General features: G+C 60.7%; 18 protein-coding genes. 7 read left to right on the plus strand and 11 right to left on the minus strand.

What is annotated here, in order from left to right; translation table 11 throughout:
• Nucleotides 1-45 precede the first annotated feature (45 nt).
• From tilS to ybgC, 9 genes are all read right to left on the minus strand, one after another.
• Nucleotides 46-1,506 carry a tRNA lysidine(34) synthetase TilS gene (tilS, locus tag RHE_RS17675; protein WP_011426684.1) on the minus strand — a complete coding sequence of 487 codons (1,461 nt, stop codon included), beginning with the start codon at nt 1,504-1,506 and terminating at the stop codon, nt 46-48.
• A gap of 11 nt (nt 1,507-1,517) precedes the next feature.
• The gene (ybgF, locus tag RHE_RS17680; protein WP_020922193.1) at nt 1,518-2,507 is read right to left on the minus strand and encodes a tol-pal system protein YbgF; all 990 of its coding nucleotides are present in this window, start codon (nt 2,505-2,507) and stop codon (nt 1,518-1,520) included.
• Between the two features lie 159 nt (nt 2,508-2,666).
• Nucleotides 2,667-3,203, minus strand: a complete 537-nt coding sequence (gene pal / locus RHE_RS17685) for a peptidoglycan-associated lipoprotein Pal (RefSeq protein WP_011426686.1) — start codon at nt 3,201-3,203, stop codon at nt 2,667-2,669.
• 151 nt (nt 3,204-3,354) lie between these two features.
• A complete protein-coding gene (tolB, locus tag RHE_RS17690) occupies nt 3,355-4,665 on the minus strand; it encodes a Tol-Pal system beta propeller repeat protein TolB (protein ID WP_011426687.1) in 1,311 nt (436 codons plus the stop codon).
• Nucleotides 4,666-4,687: 22 nt separating this feature from the next.
• Entirely contained in the window at nt 4,688-5,077 is a 390-nt protein-coding gene (locus RHE_RS17695; RefSeq protein WP_244425748.1) for a hypothetical protein, read from the minus strand.
• Nucleotides 5,078-5,125: 48 nt separating this feature from the next.
• Nucleotides 5,126-6,268 (minus strand): hypothetical protein, encoded by a 1,143-nt coding sequence (locus RHE_RS17700; RefSeq protein ID WP_011426689.1) that lies wholly within the window; start codon nt 6,266-6,268, stop codon nt 5,126-5,128.
• Nucleotides 6,269-6,276: 8 nt separating this feature from the next.
• Entirely contained in the window at nt 6,277-6,732 is a 456-nt protein-coding gene (gene tolR, locus RHE_RS17705; protein WP_008536277.1) for a protein TolR, read from the minus strand.
• Between the two features lie 18 nt (nt 6,733-6,750).
• Nucleotides 6,751-7,470, minus strand: coding sequence for a protein TolQ (gene tolQ / locus RHE_RS17710; protein WP_004671617.1), 720 nt, complete (start codon nt 7,468-7,470; stop codon nt 6,751-6,753).
• Nucleotides 7,471-7,835: 365 nt separating this feature from the next.
• The gene (gene ybgC, locus RHE_RS17715) at nt 7,836-8,291 is read right to left on the minus strand and encodes a tol-pal system-associated acyl-CoA thioesterase (RefSeq protein ID WP_011426690.1); all 456 of its coding nucleotides are present in this window, start codon (nt 8,289-8,291) and stop codon (nt 7,836-7,838) included.
• A gap of 163 nt (nt 8,292-8,454) precedes the next feature.
• On the opposite strand from ybgC, the gene RHE_RS17720 reads away from it, so the two are divergent.
• The 6 genes from RHE_RS17720 to RHE_RS17745 all read left to right on the plus strand — a co-directional run bounded on the left by RHE_RS17720 (nt 8,455) and on the right by RHE_RS17745 (nt 14,106).
• Nucleotides 8,455-9,675 (plus strand): NAD-dependent epimerase/dehydratase family protein, encoded by a 1,221-nt coding sequence (locus RHE_RS17720; protein ID WP_011426691.1) that lies wholly within the window; start codon nt 8,455-8,457, stop codon nt 9,673-9,675.
• Between the two features lie 195 nt (nt 9,676-9,870).
• Nucleotides 9,871-10,695 (plus strand): glycosyltransferase, encoded by an 825-nt coding sequence (locus tag RHE_RS17725; RefSeq protein ID WP_011426692.1) that lies wholly within the window; start codon nt 9,871-9,873, stop codon nt 10,693-10,695.
• A complete protein-coding gene (locus RHE_RS17730) occupies nt 10,692-11,657 on the plus strand; it encodes an NAD-dependent epimerase/dehydratase family protein (protein ID WP_042118985.1) in 966 nt (321 codons plus the stop codon). The genes RHE_RS17725 and RHE_RS17730 overlap by 4 nt, the downstream gene beginning before the upstream one ends.
• Nucleotides 11,658-11,743: 86 nt before the next feature.
• Nucleotides 11,744-12,331 carry a 5-formyltetrahydrofolate cyclo-ligase gene (locus tag RHE_RS17735; RefSeq protein WP_042118986.1) on the plus strand — a complete coding sequence of 196 codons (588 nt, stop codon included), beginning with the start codon at nt 11,744-11,746 and terminating at the stop codon, nt 12,329-12,331.
• Nucleotides 12,332-12,334: 3 nt separating this feature from the next.
• Complete coding sequence (locus RHE_RS17740) at nt 12,335-13,159, plus strand: TIGR00282 family metallophosphoesterase (RefSeq protein ID WP_020922203.1); 825 nt, start codon at nt 12,335-12,337, stop codon at nt 13,157-13,159.
• Between the two features lie 101 nt (nt 13,160-13,260).
• A complete protein-coding gene (locus RHE_RS17745) occupies nt 13,261-14,106 on the plus strand; it encodes an MBL fold metallo-hydrolase (RefSeq protein WP_020922204.1) in 846 nt (281 codons plus the stop codon).
• A 30-nt stretch (nt 14,107-14,136) separates the two neighbouring features.
• Here RHE_RS17745 and RHE_RS17750 read toward each other — a convergent pair whose 3' ends face one another.
• The gene (locus RHE_RS17750) at nt 14,137-14,640 is read right to left on the minus strand and encodes a pyridoxamine 5'-phosphate oxidase family protein (protein WP_042118987.1); all 504 of its coding nucleotides are present in this window, start codon (nt 14,638-14,640) and stop codon (nt 14,137-14,139) included.
• A gap of 141 nt (nt 14,641-14,781) precedes the next feature.
• Between RHE_RS17750 and RHE_RS17755 the strand changes: the two genes are divergently transcribed.
• A complete protein-coding gene (locus RHE_RS17755; RefSeq protein WP_011426698.1) occupies nt 14,782-15,528 on the plus strand; it encodes a YebC/PmpR family DNA-binding transcriptional regulator in 747 nt (248 codons plus the stop codon).
• A gap of 217 nt (nt 15,529-15,745) precedes the next feature.
• Here the strand turns inward: RHE_RS17755 and RHE_RS17760 are convergent, their stop codons facing one another.
• Complete coding sequence (locus RHE_RS17760) at nt 15,746-16,747, minus strand: LLM class flavin-dependent oxidoreductase (protein WP_011426699.1); 1,002 nt, start codon at nt 16,745-16,747, stop codon at nt 15,746-15,748.
• Nucleotides 16,748-16,844: the final 97 nt, after the last annotated feature.

The raw sequence follows: 16,844 nt of genomic DNA on the forward strand, positions 1-16,844 counted from the left end.
CTAACATAGGGTTGCGCCGCGCTATTGCCAAGGCAATCCCCCAAGTCAGATGGTTTTTCCGTCAATACTTCTTAAAGGCAGCCCCGCATAGGGCGCCATCGCGAAAACCGCCGAAAGCCTGTCGGCAAAGATGAAATCAAATCGTGTCAAAAAGCGGTCGAAGGGGGCGAAATAGGGCGTCAGTTCAGCCGTTAAAGCGGATTTTGAGGATAAATAGGCTCCATCTGAGGATAAGGCGGGCGCCGAGGCGATGGCGCGTTTCCACGCCGCCTTGGGCAGGTGCTTGCCCCACCCTCCCTCATTCCTGTGCTTGTCACAGGAATTCAGTGCGCCAAAGTTCTTGGGCGCACAAGACTCGTTACGCATCGATGAGTCATTCACCGCGCCAACGCGCGGTGGCTGGATTCCTGTGACGGGCACAGGAATGAGGGAGGAGCGCGTGGTCTGAGCTTCCACGCTGATGGTCGTTCCTAACCGGTTTTCAACGCGGAACCTCCCATCCCAAACTCCAGCCTCCCCCGGCCGCAATACCAGCGGCATTATCCCCCGGTTCTCCCGTGCCAGATAAAGCCCGTCGCGCCTGAGATCGAACACTACCCTGCCGGCGGTCATCCGTCCCAGCCCGCTGCCGGAGGCGAATGCGAGAATACGGTCCATCTGCACCCTGCCCGGCACGAACGGCTGCCCGCCGAACACCGCCGTCAGACGGCCGAGGGTATAATCGAGGACCGCACGGTCCTGCCGCAACCCCTCGGGCATCACCTGCCCAAGCACGCCGCCGTGAAGCTGGAAATGACGATCCAGCCATTCGCCGGCGCGAGACGAGAGAGTGAGCCGCTCTTCCCAGACTGCGCGAATATCCGTCGGCATCGCAGGACCCGCAGATAGCTGCCGGCGCGTCCGCACACGCTCGTACCTGATATCTTCATTGCTCGGATCGTCGATCCATCGCACACCCCGCGCCCGCAGGAAAGCGCGGATATCCGCCCGGGTGGCAAAAAGAAGCGGCCGCAGGATCCAGAGGCGCCGGTCGAAGAGCACGGCGTCGGCGATGCCGCTCGAAAGCTGCTCCGTTCGCATCCCGCGCATCCGCAGCGTTTCGCGCTGGTCGTCCAGCGTATGGCCGGTGACGATCAGGTTGGCGCCGAGCGCTTCCGCTGCGTCAGCCAGAAGGCTGTAACGGGCCTCGCGGGCAGCGGCCATGATGCCGGTTTTCGGCTTTTCGCCCTGCCATCTAGCGATCATATGGGGAATGCCGAGGGATGCACAGAGGGCTGCGACCTCTCGCGCTTCGTCGGCGGAGCCGGCGCGTAGCCCGTGATCGACGGTGGCGGCACAGAGAGACATTTCAAGATCAGGTGCGGCCTTCATGGCTTCGGCGAGGAGGAGAAGCAGGCCGGTAGAATCGCTGCCGCCCGAGATCGCGACGAGAATGCACGCGGGGCTTTGAAGCGACGTAAGAAACTGGACAATCGCCTCTCGAGGCGATGTGGCCTCCGAAGACATTCCGGAAGCCCTCAGCAGGCGAGGCGTTTCTGTTCGCTCGCAACCTTGCTTATGACGGCGCGCGACGCCTTCGGATAACGCTTCGAGACTTCACGCAGGGTCGCGCAGGCCGTCTCCTTATTGTCGAGGGCCGCAAGCGACATGCCGAGCTTCAAGAGCATTTCCGGCGCTTTTTCCGAGCTGCCGTATTTCTGATGCGCGTTGAGGAAAGTCTTGGCCGCCTCGTTGTATTTGCCCTGCGAATAGAGCGCTTCGCCGAGCCAGAAATTGGCGTCCGCCGCCCGCGCACTGCTCGGGTAACGGGCGATGTACTGGTTGAATTCCTCCTCGGCCGTGCCGTAATCGCCTGACAGCACGTGGCCATAAGCGGCCTTGTACTGATCCGCCTCGCTGCCGAGCGAGGCCGTCTGCTGCGGCGTGCCGCTGTTGGCTCTGGGAATCGGGCCGGAACCGATGGTGGCATTTTCGTCGACGCTTCCGCCGATCGCATTGCCGTTCTGGTCGAACTCGATCGAGCCGAGCTGCTTCGGCGGCTGGCCGAGGCCGGTATTATCAGGCACGTCGGTGGAGGGAGCCGTTTCGGCTCCCTGCGGTGCTTGGATCACTCTTGCAACATCATCGCTCCCCGACGCGGCAGGAGCGGCATCTGTCTCGCTCTTTTTGACCGGAGCCTTGGCGCCACCGCCGCCGGCGCCGGTTTTTTCGAGCTGCTGGAAGCGGAATTCATTGTCTTCCTGCTGCTTGCGGATCGTCTCCTGCATCTGCAGGAGCTGAAAGCTCATCTCCTCGATTCGGCCGTTCAGCTGCCGCATCTGCTCTTCGAGCTGCTGCACACGAATCTCAGCGTCGCCGCTCTGCACCTTGACGACAGGCGGCGCTGCCTGGTTTTCCGCCGATCGGCCGCCGAGGTGCAGCCCGAAGAACGAGGCCGAATACGCCGCTCGTTCGCTCCCGGTCATAGCCGCCAGGCACAGCATGCCTGCCACGACAAGTTTCTTCATATGTATCGTCCTGTCCCAGGTGATTCTTCGCGCCTTGAGGCACGAACAGGAGATTTTTCCAATTGCTGTCAAAAAGCAACGGAGTCTGGCCAAAGTGTGGTCAAAAAGAAAGGCGGCCCCTGATGGGACCGCCTCGGTAAAACCAATTATAGCTGGAAATTACATGCCGGCGCCGCCGAGCACGGTGACCGCGCGGCGGTTCTGCGACCAGCAGGAAATATCGTCACAGACGGCGACCGGCCGTTCCTTGCCGTAGGAGATCGTCTTCATGCGCTGCGCCGGAACGCCGCGCGAAGCGAGGTAGTCCTTGGTAGCAGCAGCACGACGGGCCCCGAGTGCCAAGTTGTATTCGCGGGTGCCGCGTTCGTCGGCATGGCCTTCAACGGTGATCTGGTAGTTCGGGTAACGACCGAGCCACTGTGCCTGACGGTCGAGCGTCTGGGCGGCATCGGCGCGGATCGACGTGGAGTCGGTATCGAAGAAGATTCGGTCGCCGACATTGACCGTGAAGTCCTGGGTCGAGCCCGGCGTCGCGGCGCCTGCGCCGAGACCCATGTCGCCGGCGCTGTTCGGCATGCCGCCGTTCTTCTTGTTCGCGCAGCTTGCAAGCGCGAGACCGGCCAGAAGCGCGATCATGACGGGGTTGCGGGCGAAATTCTGCATGCGGCTCATTGCCGGGGTGTGAATTCGGCTCATGGCCGGGTCTCCTTGCGATTTCAGGGTTTCCGGACAGTAACCGCACTCGGTTAACCGCCCCTCAAAGATTATGGTTAACAATTTACTGATTTGTCCCGTATCGCCGGGTTTCCACGACTTTAAGGCGACATGAAGGCATTTCTGCACCCCGCTACTCCAGCAGCGGTGACCAGGCCGGGTCGGAAGCATAGCTCGGCGTCTTGACCAGCTGCTCGTTATAACCGGTCAGATCGATCGAGTAGAGCTGCGGACCGCCTGCGCCCGCCGCCTGGCGGAAGAACATCAGCACGCGGCCGTTCGGCGCCCACGTCGGGCCCTCATTGTGGAAGCCGGATGTCAGGATGCGCTCGCCCGAGCCATCCGGCTTCATTACGCCGATCGAGAACTTGCCGCCGGACTGTTTGGTGAAGGCGATGAGATCGCCACGCGGCGACCAGACCGGCGTCGAATAGGAGCCGTCGCCGAAGGAAATACGGGTTTGGCCCGAGCCGTCGGCGTTCATCACATAGATCTGCGGCTTGCCACCGCGGTCGCTTTCGAAGCTGACGCGCGCGCCATCCGGCGAATAGGAAGGCGACGTGTCGATCGCCGCCGTCGAGGTCAGCCGCGTTGTCGTGCGCGAGCGCAGGTCCATCGTATAGATGTTGGAATTGCCTTCCTGCTGAAGGCTCATGATCACCTTCTGCCCATCCGGTGAAAAACGGGGCGAGAAGGTCATGCCGGGGAAGTTGCCGACGACCTCGCGCTGCCCGGTTTCGAGCTGCAGCAGATAGACGCGCGGCTGCTGGTTGGCGAAAGACATGTAGGTGACTTCCTGCCGGCTCGGAGAGAAGCGCGGGGTCAACACGAGGTCGCTGCCATCGGTCAGCGTCCGCACGTTGAAACCGTCCTGGTCCATGATCGCCAGCTGGCGCTTGCGCTGCTGCTTGGTGCCGGATTCGGAGACGAAGACGACGCGGGTGTCGAAGTACCCCTCTTCACCAGTGATCTGCTTGTAAATTGCGTCGGCGATGATATGGGCGACACGCCGCCAGTTCTCCGGCTGCGTATAAAACTGCTGACCAGTCATCTGCTGCCCAGCGAAGGTATCCCAGAGACGGAATTCGGCGCGAAGACGCCCATCCGCTTCCTGCGTGACACGGCCGGTTACCAGCGCCTGGGCGTTGATGACCTTCCAGTCCTCGAAGCGCGGCGCAGCATCCGGATTGGAGATCTTCTCGATGAAGGCGGTCTTGTTGATTGGCGCAAACAGACCGGAACGTTGCAGGTCGGCAGCGATGACCTGCGAGACCTGCGCGCCCATATCGCCCTGCAGGAAGTCCGTCACCGCGATTGGTAGCGGCTGGATATTACCCTTGTTGATATTGAGCTCGACAAGAGCGTTCGCCGGAGTCGTAAAGGCTGCGGCACCGACCAGACCGGCGACGACCATCAGGGCGCGGATGAGGGAACACTTGACCATGTCAAACAAGCCTTTCAGCACTTTATAGGTTCAGTTGGCTGGCGTCGAAGTTCAAAATCACTTCCTTCCAGGCATCGTATTTGTCTTTTGGAAACATCGTGTAAGGAGCTGCACGGATGATTGCGCGACGAGCGGCGTCGGTAATGATTTTCCGTGTGCGCTCGCTACCGCCACTGACCTCCGCCTCAGGAGAGCCTATAACGCGACCGTCCTTATCAAGACGCACATGGAACATTAGATGAACGCTTCCCGCATCCTTTAAGTCGCCGGGCAGGAAGAAGCGATCTTGAATGGCATTTCGCATCGCATTGATAGCTGCCTCGGTTAAAACCGGTGCTTTTTGATCGCTGTCTTCGCGGCTTTTCCTCTCCGCATACACGCTGAGCGGAAACGCAAAAGTGGCCATGAACATCGTCAGGATTCCGACGGCCTTCGCGAGATGGCATAAGCTTCGCAGCATCTAGATTCCCAAATCGCTTGCGTCGAAGGTAAGTCGCATTTCGTTCCAGCCGTTCTCGCCTTCATACTTATCTGCTGGCAAATTCTTGAGAGGAGATGATTTCATGACAGCGCGATAAACGCTGCTCTTAAGAGCTTGACGTGTCGATTCCGGCCCACCTGTCGCAATGACCTCTGGATCGCCAACTACATTCCCAGCTTGATCGAGTTGAAAACGAACCTGAAGCTGCACTTCGCTAGCGCCTGCTAGCCCTGAAACAACACTCCAGTTGCTGGAAATCTGGCTACGTACAGCATCCTCCTCGCTCTGGCTGAGTTTGGCTCCGCTGTTGCTCTTTTTATTCCCCAGCGAAGCCTCCTGCGTTGAGCGCTTGGCGCCGCCAGCGGATGGATCGGTCTTGTTCAGCAGAGCCGAAATCTCGTCGGCGTTGAAATCGCTCTTCATCGTCGAAGCCGATTTCGCCACTTCCTGCTTCTTGTCGGCCTTCTTCTTGTCCGTCGGTTTTTCAGCGGCCTTTGGCTCATCCGCCGGCTTTTCAGGCGGCTTCTCGGCAGCTTTTCGGGGCTCCGGGGGCTTTACCTGCGGCTTGACGACGGGCGTCGGCACCTTGTCCGGCAATGCTTCCGCATCGGGCTTCGGCGGTTCTTCAGGCTTGGCCTGTTCTTCCGGCGGCTTTTCCTCCGGCTTCGGCGGCGTCACTTCGACTGGCTTCGGCGGCGGAATGGAGGCGACCTCCTTCGGCTGCTCGACCTCGGTCTCTTCCTTGTTGACTTCCTTGACGTCGTTCGGCTTCGGATCAGTCGTCGGCAGCGGTTTTTCGCTCGAATTCGCTGCCGCAGCCTCGGTATTGCTCGGCTTTGCGTTCGGAACCGGGGGCGTCTTCAGGTCGATATTGTTGTCGCCGGCGTTCTCCGCCAGCTGCGGGATCGGCGGCCGAGTCGTCGGCACGGGCGCGGACGTTTCCTTCTTCGGAGCCGTCTTTTCTCCCTGCTGCATCTGGGTGATGGATTCCACCGGCACGAGATCGACCGGCATCGCCTCGAAATCCTCGACCTTGAAGGATTCCGGCGCGCTCAAAGACACCATCGCCCAGGTCAGCACCAGGCAATGCAGAACAGCAGATGTGACGACGCTGGCCTTCATTTTGAGCGCTATTGGTCCTTCTTCTGCTGCGTCACGAGGCCAATATTCTTGAAACCGGCCCCCTGGATGCGAGCCATCACGTCGGCGATGACACCATAGGGCGCCGTCGCGTCGCCCCGCACGAAGATGCGTTCATTGTAGCCGGTGGTGGCGATCGCCTCGAGCTTGGCGGCGATCTCGGCGGCCGGGATCGGCGTTTCCTGCAGATAGACTTCGCCGCTATTCTTGACCGAGATCGTGATCGGCTGCGTCTCGGAATTCAGCGCCTTGGCCTGCGTTTCCGGCAGGTCGATCGGCACGCCGACCGTCATCATCGGAGCCGCGACCATGAAGATGATCAGAAGCACGAGCATGACGTCGACGAGCGGCGTCACGTTGATTTCGGAAATGACGGCCTTGTTCCGACCGCCGCGACGGCGGCGCCCGCCGCCTCCGCCGCCATTGCCTCCAACAGCCATACCCATCTGAGAATACTCCGTTGGTTACTGAGCGGCAGCGCGCGGCTGCAGCTTTTCGTCGATCTGGCGCGAAAGTATGGCGGAGAATTCGTCCGCGAAACCTTCCATGCGGGCCGAGAGCTTGCCGGCATCGGCAGAGAATTTGTTGTAGGCGATGACCGCCGGAATAGCGGCGACGAGGCCGATCGCGGTGGCGAGCAGCGCCTCGGCGATACCGGGTGCGACGACCGCGAGGTTCGTCGACTTCGAGCCGGCGATCGCCTGGAACGAGGTCATGATACCGACGACCGTGCCGAACAGGCCGATGAACGGACCGGCCGAACCGATGGTCGCAAGCGATCCCAAACGGGCGCCGAGATATTCGGTTTCACGGGCAAGCGTCACGTCCATGGCGCGGTCGATACGCATCTGCAGGCCGATCGGCGAGCGCGCACCGCGTTCGAAGGATTTCTTCCACTCGCGCATGGCCGCGACGAAAATCGACGCCAGGCCGGTGTTGTTGCGTTCCGACAGCGAGCGGTAAAGCTCTTCCAGCGACTGGCCCGACCAGAAAACCTGCTCGAATTTGTCGAACTGGCGCCGTGCGCGGCCATAGGCCAGGTATTTGTCGATGACGATCGCCCACGTCCAGACCGAGGCCGCGATGAGCCCGAGCATGACGAGCTTGACGACGATGCCGGCCTGCATGAAAAGCGACCAGAGGCTGACGTCCGTCGTGGCTGCTGCCAATCCTACTTGTTCCATTGATCCAAAATCCCCGAATCCAAACGCCCGGCGCTGGACCGGGCGGCACAAAATGATCTCGCAAGAAGTGTCCGGCGACCGCCGCCCAAAGCCCTGGTCAAGCTTCCAAGCTCTTCTTCCGCCTTCTTGCCGTCAAATTTGGTCAAAGGAAGGCGTGCACCGCACAAACTCCGACTTTCCCAGTAAGACACTATTATGGTTAATAGATCGTTAGTGCCGGACTATGACAGCAAGCCTGCGTTCGGAAGATTTTGTTCCATGGATTACTTGACCGGGACATGGTCCGGCTGCCGAAAGAGCGCTCATCCTGCGGCGCGGGAATTCCTTCACATAAAGTTCAAGTTTTGACAAGGCCCGATTCGGAACTACAGAGGCCGGCTTCCTTCCAGGAATTTTGCCGCCAGCGTTTCCGGCAACCGCCGCGGCCGCCCCTTGGCGTTGATGACGGCAATGATCACCTTGGCCGCAATCAGCAGGGTTTCACCGGAACGGATCTGCTGGTTGAGCACCATCTTGGCGCCTCCGGCCCTTTCCGTATGCGTCAGGATCGTCAGCACGTCGTCCATGCGCGCCGGGCTCTTGAAGTCGATCTCCATGCGGTGGACGACGAAGACAAGCCCCTCCTCGTCGGCGCTGACGAGCTCGCGCTGTTCCACTCCGAGGCAGCGCAGATAGTCGGTACGGCCGCGCTCGAGGAAGTGCAGGTAGCGGGCGTGATAGACCAGGCCGGAGAAATCCGTATCTTCATAATAGACCCGCTGGATGAGGCGGTGTCCTGCCTCCGTCAGCTCTCCCGAAATGGAAAAAGGGCGTTCCGTCATAATTTTCTCCAAAGTGAGGTGCCCTCTTTGGCGCAACGCTTCGCGGCAGGCAAGCATTGAATGCCCGGCCGGCGGGCATTGAATGCGCCGCAGTCAGGCATTGAATGATTGTCACAATTCCTAACTATTCCCGATAATAAGCGACCGATCAGGAGACGATGCGATGAAGATTGCGGTTATGGGCGGAGACGGTTTCATTGGTTGGCCCACCTCGCTCCACCTTTCCGATGCCGGTCACGACGTCCATATCCTCGACAATCTCTCGCGCCGCTGGATCGACACCGAACTCGGCGTTCAGTCGCTCACCCCGATGGATTCGATCCAGGAGCGCACGCGCATCTGGCATGCCGAAACAGGACGCCGCATCCACTTCAATCTGATCGATCTCGCCAAGGATTACGAACTTCTGAAGAAATGGCTTTCGGAACACCGGCCGGATGCCATCATCCATTTCGCCGAACAGCGCGCCGCGCCCTATTCGATGAAGAGCGACCGCCACAAGAACTACACAGTCAACAACAATGTCAGCGCCACGCACAACCTGCTGAACGCGCTGACGGAGCTGAACCTCGACGCTCATCTGATCCATCTCGGCACCATGGGCGTCTATGGCTATTCGACGGTCGGAGCTGCTATTCCCGAAGGTTATCTGCCGGTCGGCATCGAGACTGCGGACGGCGAAACGTTCAGCCAGGAGATACTCTACCCCTCCAATCCGGGCTCGATCTACCACATGACCAAGTGCCTGGATCAGCTGCTCTTCCAGTTCTACGCAAAGAATGACGGCCTGAGGATCACCGACCTGCATCAGGGCATCGTGTGGGGCACGCATACCGAACAGACACGCCGCCACGCGCAGCTGATCAACCGTTTCGATTATGACGGCGATTACGGCACTGTGCTGAACCGTTTCCTCATTCAGGCAGCAATCGGTTATCCGCTGACTGTGCATGGCACCGGCGGCCAGACCCGCGCCTTCATCCACATCCAGGATTCAGTGCGCTGTATCGAGCTGGCGCTAAACAACCCGCCCGCCCGCGGCGCTCGCGTCGAGATCTTCAATCAAATGACGGAAACCCACCGGGTGCGCGACCTGGCCGAGATGATCGCCAGGATGAGCGGCGCCAAGATCGCCTGGCTGCCCAACCCGCGCAAGGAGGCCGCCGAAAACGAGCTGATCGTCCGGAACGAAAAGTTTCTCGACCTTGGCCTCGAACCGACCACGCTGGAAGCCGGCCTGCTGGGCGAGATCGTCGACGTGGCGAAGAAATTCGCCTACCGCGTCGACCGCTCCCGCGTGCCGGCCGTGTCCGCCTGGACCAAGGACATCGCCGCGACGATTGATCACGATCCGGAAGGCAAGCGGTTGAAGTCGGTGTCATGAGCGCGTGTGTGTTGGAAGGCTCAACGGAAACTCGCTCATTCCTGTGCTTGTCACAGGAATCCAGTGCGCCCAAGTCCTTGGGCGCGGGAGAATCATACCCATGAGAACGAGAGTCATTCACGACGCGGACGCGCCGTGGCTGGATTCCTGTGACAAGCACAGGAATGAGGGTTTAGGCCGGGGCAGTCGAGTCCGATGAATCTGTCGCCCGCCTTCGCCTACGTCACCCTCATCACCAACGCTGACTACGCGATAGGCGCCACCGCCCTCGCCCGGTCTCTGCGCCGCACCGGCACCAGCGCCGACGTTGTCGTCCTCCACACCGGCGGCGTTGACGCAGCCGCTCTCGCCCCGCTCAAGACCCTCGACTGCCGCCTGATGCAGGTCGAGCACCTGCCGCTCTCCGATGCCTTCAACGACCGCCACGCCCGCGGCCATCTCCATTCCGCCGCCCCATTCACCAAAGGCCGCAAGCCGGAATTCCATTCGCCGCTCGACAATTTCTGCAAGCTCAGGCTCTGGCAGCTCGTCGAATACGAGCGCTGCGTCTTCATCGATGCCGACGCCCTTGTACTGAAGAACGTCGACAAGCTCTTCCTCTATCCGGAGTTTTCCGCCGCTCCCAACGTCTACGAAAGCCTCGCCGATTTTCACCGGATGAACTCCGGCGTCTTCGTCGCCAAGCCCTCGCATGACACATTCCGAAAAATGCTCGAAAGCCTCGACGGGCCGGACGCCTTCTGGCGACGGACAGACCAGACGTTTCTCGAAACGTTCTTCCCGGAATGGCACGGCCTACCAGTCTATTTCAACATGCTGCAATATGTATGGTTCACCATGCCGGAGCTTTGGGACTGGAAGAGCATTTCGATCGTGCACTACCAGTATGAAAAACCGTGGGAAAAGGATCATCCTAGAGCAAAACAGCTACAACCCTTGATCGATCTATGGCACCGTTTGCACGAGAGCGGCGATATGCCCGAGATCACGGCGCTGAAAAAACCGGAAGGGACGGCATGAAAGTATTGGTATCCGGGGGAACGGGTCTCGTCGGCCGGTACGTCGTCGAGGAGCTGCTGGCCGCCGGCTATCAGGTGATTGTCGGTGGGCGCCGAGCGCCGCTACCCCGCTTCTTCTCACGCCCGGTCGAGTTCGCAGCACTCTCCCTCGATCCCGAAAAGGATCCGATCGACGTCTTCGACGACGCCTATTTCTTCGTCCACGCCGCCTTCAGCCATGTTCCCGGCAAATATCGCGGCGGCGAGGGCGACGATCCCAAGAGCTTCCACAGATTGAACCTGGACGGCACGGTCCGGCTTTTCGAAGCGGCCAAACGCGCCGGCACGCGCCGTTGCGTCTTCCTGTCCAGCCGCGCTGCCTATGGCGACTACCCGCCGGGAATCGAGCTTGTCGAAACGATGCTGCCAAAGCCCGAGACGCTCTATGGCCAGATCAAACTCGACGCGGAAGGTGCGCTCACCCATCTCTCGGCACCGGGTTTTGCCGGCGTAAGCCTGAGGGCGACCGGTGTCTATGGCGATCTCACGCCGGGCAAATGGGATGATCTCATCGCCGATTATCTCGCCGGCCGGCCTGTCGCTGCTCGCGCTGGGACGGAGGTTCATGGCCGCGACCTCGGCCGCGCGGTGCGGCTGATGCTGGAGACGGAAAGCACCCGCATCTCGGGCGAGGTCTTCAACATATCGGACATAACAGTCGATACGCAGGACATTCTCGCGCCTATCCGCCGTGAAACGAGCGGTCCTCACGCCTTGCCGCCCCCCGCCGACAAGGCTGCCCTCAATCCGATGAGCACGGCGAAAATCCGCGCGCTCGGCTGGATGCCAGGTGGAACTCCGCTGTTCGAGGAAACAATGCGGCGGCTGGCCGCCGCGCTGCCGGTGTCGCCGCGACACAGATCCGCGCAGGATCGACAGGCATCCTCGTCTGGCGGTCGGCAACCGCAGACCGGTACGACGTGAAACGGGCGCAGCCCTGTCGCAGCCGGCATTTGCATCGGGTCTCCAGCCGGCTATGCTCGGCCGAACCTCTCAATCCGGCAAATCGTATGACCGCAAAAGAACTGAAAGCGCAGTTGCGCAACGAACGGCTGTCCGCCCGAGACGCCATCGCTCCTGAAGAGCGCATCTCCAAAAGCCTCGCGATGGCCGATCACGCCGGCGAGGCGGTCGCCTTCGAGCCAGGCACCATCATCTCCGGCTTCCTGCCGATCCGGTCGGAGGCCGATCTCAGGCCGCTGATGGCGCGCTTTGCAGCACGCGGCGCGCGGCTCTGCGTTCCGGCGATTCTCGACAAGAAGACCATCGTCTTTCGTGAGCTGGCGGAAGACGCACCGCTTGTCGCTACCGGTTTCGGCACTGTCGGCCCCGCCGAGCACGTCGTTATCCTTGACCCCGAGATCATGCTGGTGCCCCTTTCGGCCTTCGATATCAGAGGCCATCGCATCGGCTACGGCGCCGGCTACTACGACCGCGCCATCAGCCGGCTCAGAGAGAAAGGCCTGCATCCCAAGCTGATCGGCATTGCATTCGACTGCCAGGAAGTGGCACATGTGCCCGACGAGCCGCATGACATAAGCCTGGATGCCATCCTGACAGAAAGCGGCCTTCGCTTTTTTGCCTCTTGGATTGGATAGGGAATGCGGCTGCTTTTTTTGGGTGACATGGTCGGCAAGACGGGACGCACGGCGGTCTGGGACCGCCTCCCCGGCCTGATCTCCGACCTCGGGCTCGATTTTGTCGTCGTCAATGGCGAGAATGCCGCCGGCGGTTTTGGCATCACCGAGGATATCTTTCTGGAAACGATCAATGCCGGCGCCGATGTGGTGACGACGGGCAATCACGTCTGGGACCAGAAGGAAGCCGTCGTCTTTGCCGGACGGCATGATCAGTTCCTGCGGCCGGCCAATTATCCGCAAGGCACGCCCGGCCGCGGCTCCGGCCTCTTCTATGCCCGGAACGGCGCGCGCGTGCTCGTCGCCAATGTCATGGGCCGCGTCTTCATGCATCCGGAGCTCGACGATCCCTTCAAATCGGCGGAAGCGATCCTCGACGCGTGCCCGCTGAAGGAGCAGGCCGATGCGATCATTTTCGATTTCCACGCAGAAGCGACCAGCGAAAAGCAATGCTTCGGCCATTTCGTCGACGGCCGCGCCAGTTTTGTCGTCGGCACCCATACCCATGTGCCGACCGCCGATGCGCAGATCCTGAACGGCGGCACCGCCTATATGTCGGATGCCGGCATGTGCGGCGATTACGACTCCTCCCTCGGCATGGACAAGGAGGAGCCACTCAACCGCTTCATCTCCAAGATGCCGAAGGGCCGCATGGAAGCGGCAAGCGGCCCGGCGACGATCTGCGGCGTCGGCGTAGAGATTTCCGATGCCACCGGACTGGCCGAAAAGATCGCCCCGCTGCGGCTCGGGCCGCGTTTGGCCGAAACGGTGCCGGAGTTTTGGCGGTAATCCAGCCGCTCCAACACGCAATTGTGAGCATCGCTGATCTGGACCGCTGCGACCTCATGACGCATCCTCCGCCGCTATATGAAAGCGCCGGAGGGGGTGGCATGAAGCCGCATTATCTTATCCTCGCTATCACATGCCTGCCGGCCTTCGCCGCATCACATCCGGCCCAGGCACAGGAGCAGCACCCGCCAGCCAGCCAGTGCCAGGCAATCGCTGAGAATATGCCCAAGGCGACCTTCGCCAGTTTTTCCGGTGCCCCGGCGCCGATGCGGGCCGCATCCGAGGGCGAGGATGTGAAATTCACCTATCTCGGCCATTCCACCTTCGAAATCGAGACACCCGGCGGCATCATCATCGCGACAGATTATAATGGCTGGTACAGGCCGGCCACGACCCCCGATGTCGTCACGATGAACAAGGCTCATACGACCCACTTCACCCTGACGCCTGAGCCCGACATCAAGCATGTGCTCCACGGCTGGAGCGACGTGCCGGGCGAGAAGGCCAGCATCAATCTCGTCGTCGGCGATGCCTATATCCGCAACGTCACGACGGATATCCGCTTCAGCTACGGCCTTGGCGGCTCGCAGGAGGATGGAAACTCCATTTTCATCTTCGAAATTGCCGGTCTCTGTATCGGCCATCTCGGCCATCTGCATTACGAGCTGACGGATAGCCATTATACCGAAATCGGCCGCCTTGACGTCGTGATGGTGCCCGTCGACGGCGGCCTGACCATGGGCGCCGACAGCATGAGCCGCGTCATCAAGCGGCTGCGCTCGTCGCTGATCCTGCCGATGCATCGCCGTGGCCCGCCGGTCAATGCCTTCGTCTCCATGTTCGGAAAGGACTTCGATATCACTTATGCGCCTGATGACAGCCTGACCGTCTCCATGCGCACGCTTCCAAAGAAGCCGCTGATCTATGTGATGAAGGGCGTGCAGTAAAGCCCGGCGGGTCCCTCCAAACCTTGCTGATCAAGCAAATTGCAGGTGGCGTTTGACGCCGACGTCGGGCATTTTGTCGTCGTCGAGATTGGCCTTGGCGATTTCCCAGCCGAATTTCAGCGTGCTGCCTGTCGAAACCCAGATCTCGGCATCGTCGACATGCAGCGAAAGCATGGTGAGTTTCGGATCTTTCTTGCCGCCGTCATACCAGGCCGCCACCATCGAACTCCAATATTCCTCGATCTTGGAAGGGTCGTTACGCACCTCGATCACGCCGGAAAGGCAGGCGTGATAGTCGTGATCCTTGCCGATGACGCAGAAATGCGCGCGGCTGCCGGGCTTGATGGCGCGAACGATGTCGGCGTCGGTCTTGGTGTAAAACCAGATGGTGTTGGTGGTCGGGTCGGCATGCGGCGCCATCGGCTGCATGTGCATATCAAGCCCGGAAATACCGAGCATGCCGGCATGAACACCGTTGACCTGATCCCAAAGCTGACGTGCTGGTTGCTCCCGCGCCTCGCTGAGACTTGCCATGACCGTTCCTTTCCATTGAATGGAGTTCGGTTGAAACGTCATCCCCTCGCCTTTGTTCCGAACTGCTTTCCCCTTGAACGGCTGCCGTTTCGCTCTTATAAGGCGGCCCATTCCGAACAATGAGACGTGAACAGGGGTGCCATGGCTGGTCATTCACAGTTTAAAAACATCATGCACCGCAAGGGCCGTCAGGATGCCGTGCGGTCGAAAATGTTCTCCAAGCTTGCGCGCGAAATCACCGTTGCCGCCAAGGCCGGCCTGCCCGACCCGACGATGAACGCCCGTCTTCGCCTGGCGATCCAGAATGCCAAGGCCCAGTCCATGCCGAAGGACAACATCGACCGCGCCATCAAGAAGGCAGCCGGCGCCGACGGCGAAAACTATGACGAAGTCCGCTACGAGGGCTATGGTCCTGGCGGCACGGCGATCATCGTCGAGGCCCTGACCGATAATCGCAACCGCACCGCCTCCAACGTCCGCTCGATCTTCACCAAGGCAGGCGGCGCTCTTGGCGAAACCGGTTCCGTTTCCTTCTCGTTCGATCATGTTGGCGAAATCACCTACAAGCTTGCCGCAGGCGACGCCGACAAGGTAATGGAAGCCGCGATCGAAGCTGGCGCGGATGACGTCGAGACCGACGAAGAGGGCCATTACATCACCTGCGCTTTCGAAGCCCTTGGCGAAGTGTCGAAAGCCCTGGAGGCAAGCCTCGGCGAAGCTGAAACCGTCAAGGCCGTCTGGCGCGCCCAGAACAACGTGCCGGTGGACGAGGAAAAGGCCCAGTCGCTGATGAAGCTCATCGACTCGCTCGAAGACGACGACGACGTGCAGAACGTCTATTCCAACTTCGAAGTCTCGGAAGAGGTTCTGGCGAAGCTTTCAGCCTGAGTCGCTCAGACAAGCATCGGCAAAACCCGCGACGTCATCCTCGGCCTAGTGCAGCCTAGTGCCGAGGATCTGCGACGGTCTGATTAAATATCGGAAAATAAATATTTTCCTGTCAAGCAATTGCCGTGGTTGGAAGCTGACGGCGGAGATGTTGTCAACAATCGGAGTCCGGCTTTCGCGCCGGGTTTTTCCATCTCTGGCGACTGCTCGGAAAATCTTAGGCGGCGGCCCGCATGAAGTTCCCAAGACCCGCAAACAATTCCACCGACCTCAGCCGCGCCTCGATGTCATGGATCGGCATCGAGATGATCACCTCGTCGGCCTGCGTTTCCCCGAGGAACTCCGTCAGCTTCGCGTCCGCAGTCTTCGGCGATCCCACCACGGCGTAGCGCAGTGTGTGTTCGACGTTCATCTTCTCCATCGGCGACCAGAAGCTCTCCATATCGGTGACTGGGCGCGGGAACGGACCGCGGACATTGCGGCGCAGGTTGACGAACTGCTGCTGGGCGGAAGTGAAATGGTAGCGCGCCTCCTCGTCCGTCGCCGCCATCGCGCCCATGACGCCGACTATCACATAGGGCTTGTCGAGCACCGCCGAGGGCCGGAAGCGGTTGCGATAGATCGCGATGGCGTCGAGCAGCATATCAGGGGCAAAATGCGAGGCGAAGGCATAGGGAAGCCCGAGCATCGCCGCAAGCTGGGCGCTGTAGAGGCTGGAGCCGAGCAGCCAGATCGGAATATGCGAACCATTGCCGGGCACCGCAAGGATCGCCTGGTTCTCGACCGGGGTGCCGAGAAGCTGCTGCAATTCCACCACGTCGTTCGGGAAACTGTTCGCGCCGGCCTCGAGGTTGCGCCGCAGCGCCTGTGCCGTGCGCATGTCCGTTCCCGGCGCCCGCCCGAGACCAAGATCGATACGGCCGGGAAAGAGCGCCTCCAGCGTGCCGAACTGTTCGGCGATGACGAGCGGCGAATGGTTGGGCAGCATGATGCCGCCGGAACCGATGCGGATGCGTTTTGTCGCAGCCCCGACATGTCCGATGACAACGGCGGTCGCCGCACTGGCAATGCCAGGCATGCCGTGATGCTCGGCAAGCCAGAAGCGCTTGTAGCCGAATTCTTCAGCCTTCTGAGCCATTCGCGCCGAGCTTTCGAGCGACTGGCGCACGGTGCTGCCTTCGGCAACGGGAGAAAGGTCAAGTATGGAGAAGGGAACCATGGAAACCTGCCGGGCAGTTGAACGATGCCGTCTATGTAGGTTGGCGCCCGCCCATTCCAAACCGTGCACGCAAACAAAAGGGCCGCGCGATGGCGGC

It is taken from the genome of Rhizobium etli CFN 42, assembly GCF_000092045.1.
GTDB lineage: Bacteria > Pseudomonadota > Alphaproteobacteria > Rhizobiales > Rhizobiaceae > Rhizobium > Rhizobium etli.

Bases quoted from the DNA above. Each gene is read 5' to 3' on its own strand.
- tilS (WP_011426684.1), bottom strand. From the start codon at position 1,506: ATGTCTTCGGAGGCCACATCGCCTCGAGAGGCGATTGTCCAGTTTCTT.
- ybgF (WP_020922193.1), bottom strand. From the start codon at position 2,507: ATGAAGAAACTTGTCGTGGCAGGCATGCTGTGCCTGGCGGCTATGACC.
- pal (WP_011426686.1), bottom strand. From the start codon at position 3,203: ATGAGCCGAATTCACACCCCGGCAATGAGCCGCATGCAGAATTTCGCC.
- tolB (WP_011426687.1), bottom strand. From the start codon at position 4,665: ATGGTCAAGTGTTCCCTCATCCGCGCCCTGATGGTCGTCGCCGGTCTG.
- RHE_RS17695 (WP_244425748.1), bottom strand. From the start codon at position 5,077: ATGTTCATGGCCACTTTTGCGTTTCCGCTCAGCGTGTATGCGGAGAGG.
- RHE_RS17700 (WP_011426689.1), bottom strand. From the start codon at position 6,268: ATGAAGGCCAGCGTCGTCACATCTGCTGTTCTGCATTGCCTGGTGCTG.
- tolR (WP_008536277.1), bottom strand. From the start codon at position 6,732: ATGGGTATGGCTGTTGGAGGCAATGGCGGCGGAGGCGGCGGGCGCCGC.
- tolQ (WP_004671617.1), bottom strand. From the start codon at position 7,470: ATGGAACAAGTAGGATTGGCAGCAGCCACGACGGACGTCAGCCTCTGG.
- ybgC (WP_011426690.1), bottom strand. From the start codon at position 8,291: ATGACGGAACGCCCTTTTTCCATTTCGGGAGAGCTGACGGAGGCAGGA.
- RHE_RS17720 (WP_011426691.1), top strand. From the start codon at position 8,455: ATGAAGATTGCGGTTATGGGCGGAGACGGTTTCATTGGTTGGCCCACC.
- RHE_RS17725 (WP_011426692.1), top strand. From the start codon at position 9,871: ATGAATCTGTCGCCCGCCTTCGCCTACGTCACCCTCATCACCAACGCT.
- RHE_RS17730 (WP_042118985.1), top strand. From the start codon at position 10,692: ATGAAAGTATTGGTATCCGGGGGAACGGGTCTCGTCGGCCGGTACGTC.
- RHE_RS17735 (WP_042118986.1), top strand. From the start codon at position 11,744: ATGACCGCAAAAGAACTGAAAGCGCAGTTGCGCAACGAACGGCTGTCC.
- RHE_RS17740 (WP_020922203.1), top strand. From the start codon at position 12,335: ATGCGGCTGCTTTTTTTGGGTGACATGGTCGGCAAGACGGGACGCACG.
- RHE_RS17745 (WP_020922204.1), top strand. From the start codon at position 13,261: ATGAAGCCGCATTATCTTATCCTCGCTATCACATGCCTGCCGGCCTTC.
- RHE_RS17750 (WP_042118987.1), bottom strand. From the start codon at position 14,640: ATGGCAAGTCTCAGCGAGGCGCGGGAGCAACCAGCACGTCAGCTTTGG.
- RHE_RS17755 (WP_011426698.1), top strand. From the start codon at position 14,782: ATGGCTGGTCATTCACAGTTTAAAAACATCATGCACCGCAAGGGCCGT.
- RHE_RS17760 (WP_011426699.1), bottom strand. From the start codon at position 16,747: ATGGTTCCCTTCTCCATACTTGACCTTTCTCCCGTTGCCGAAGGCAGC.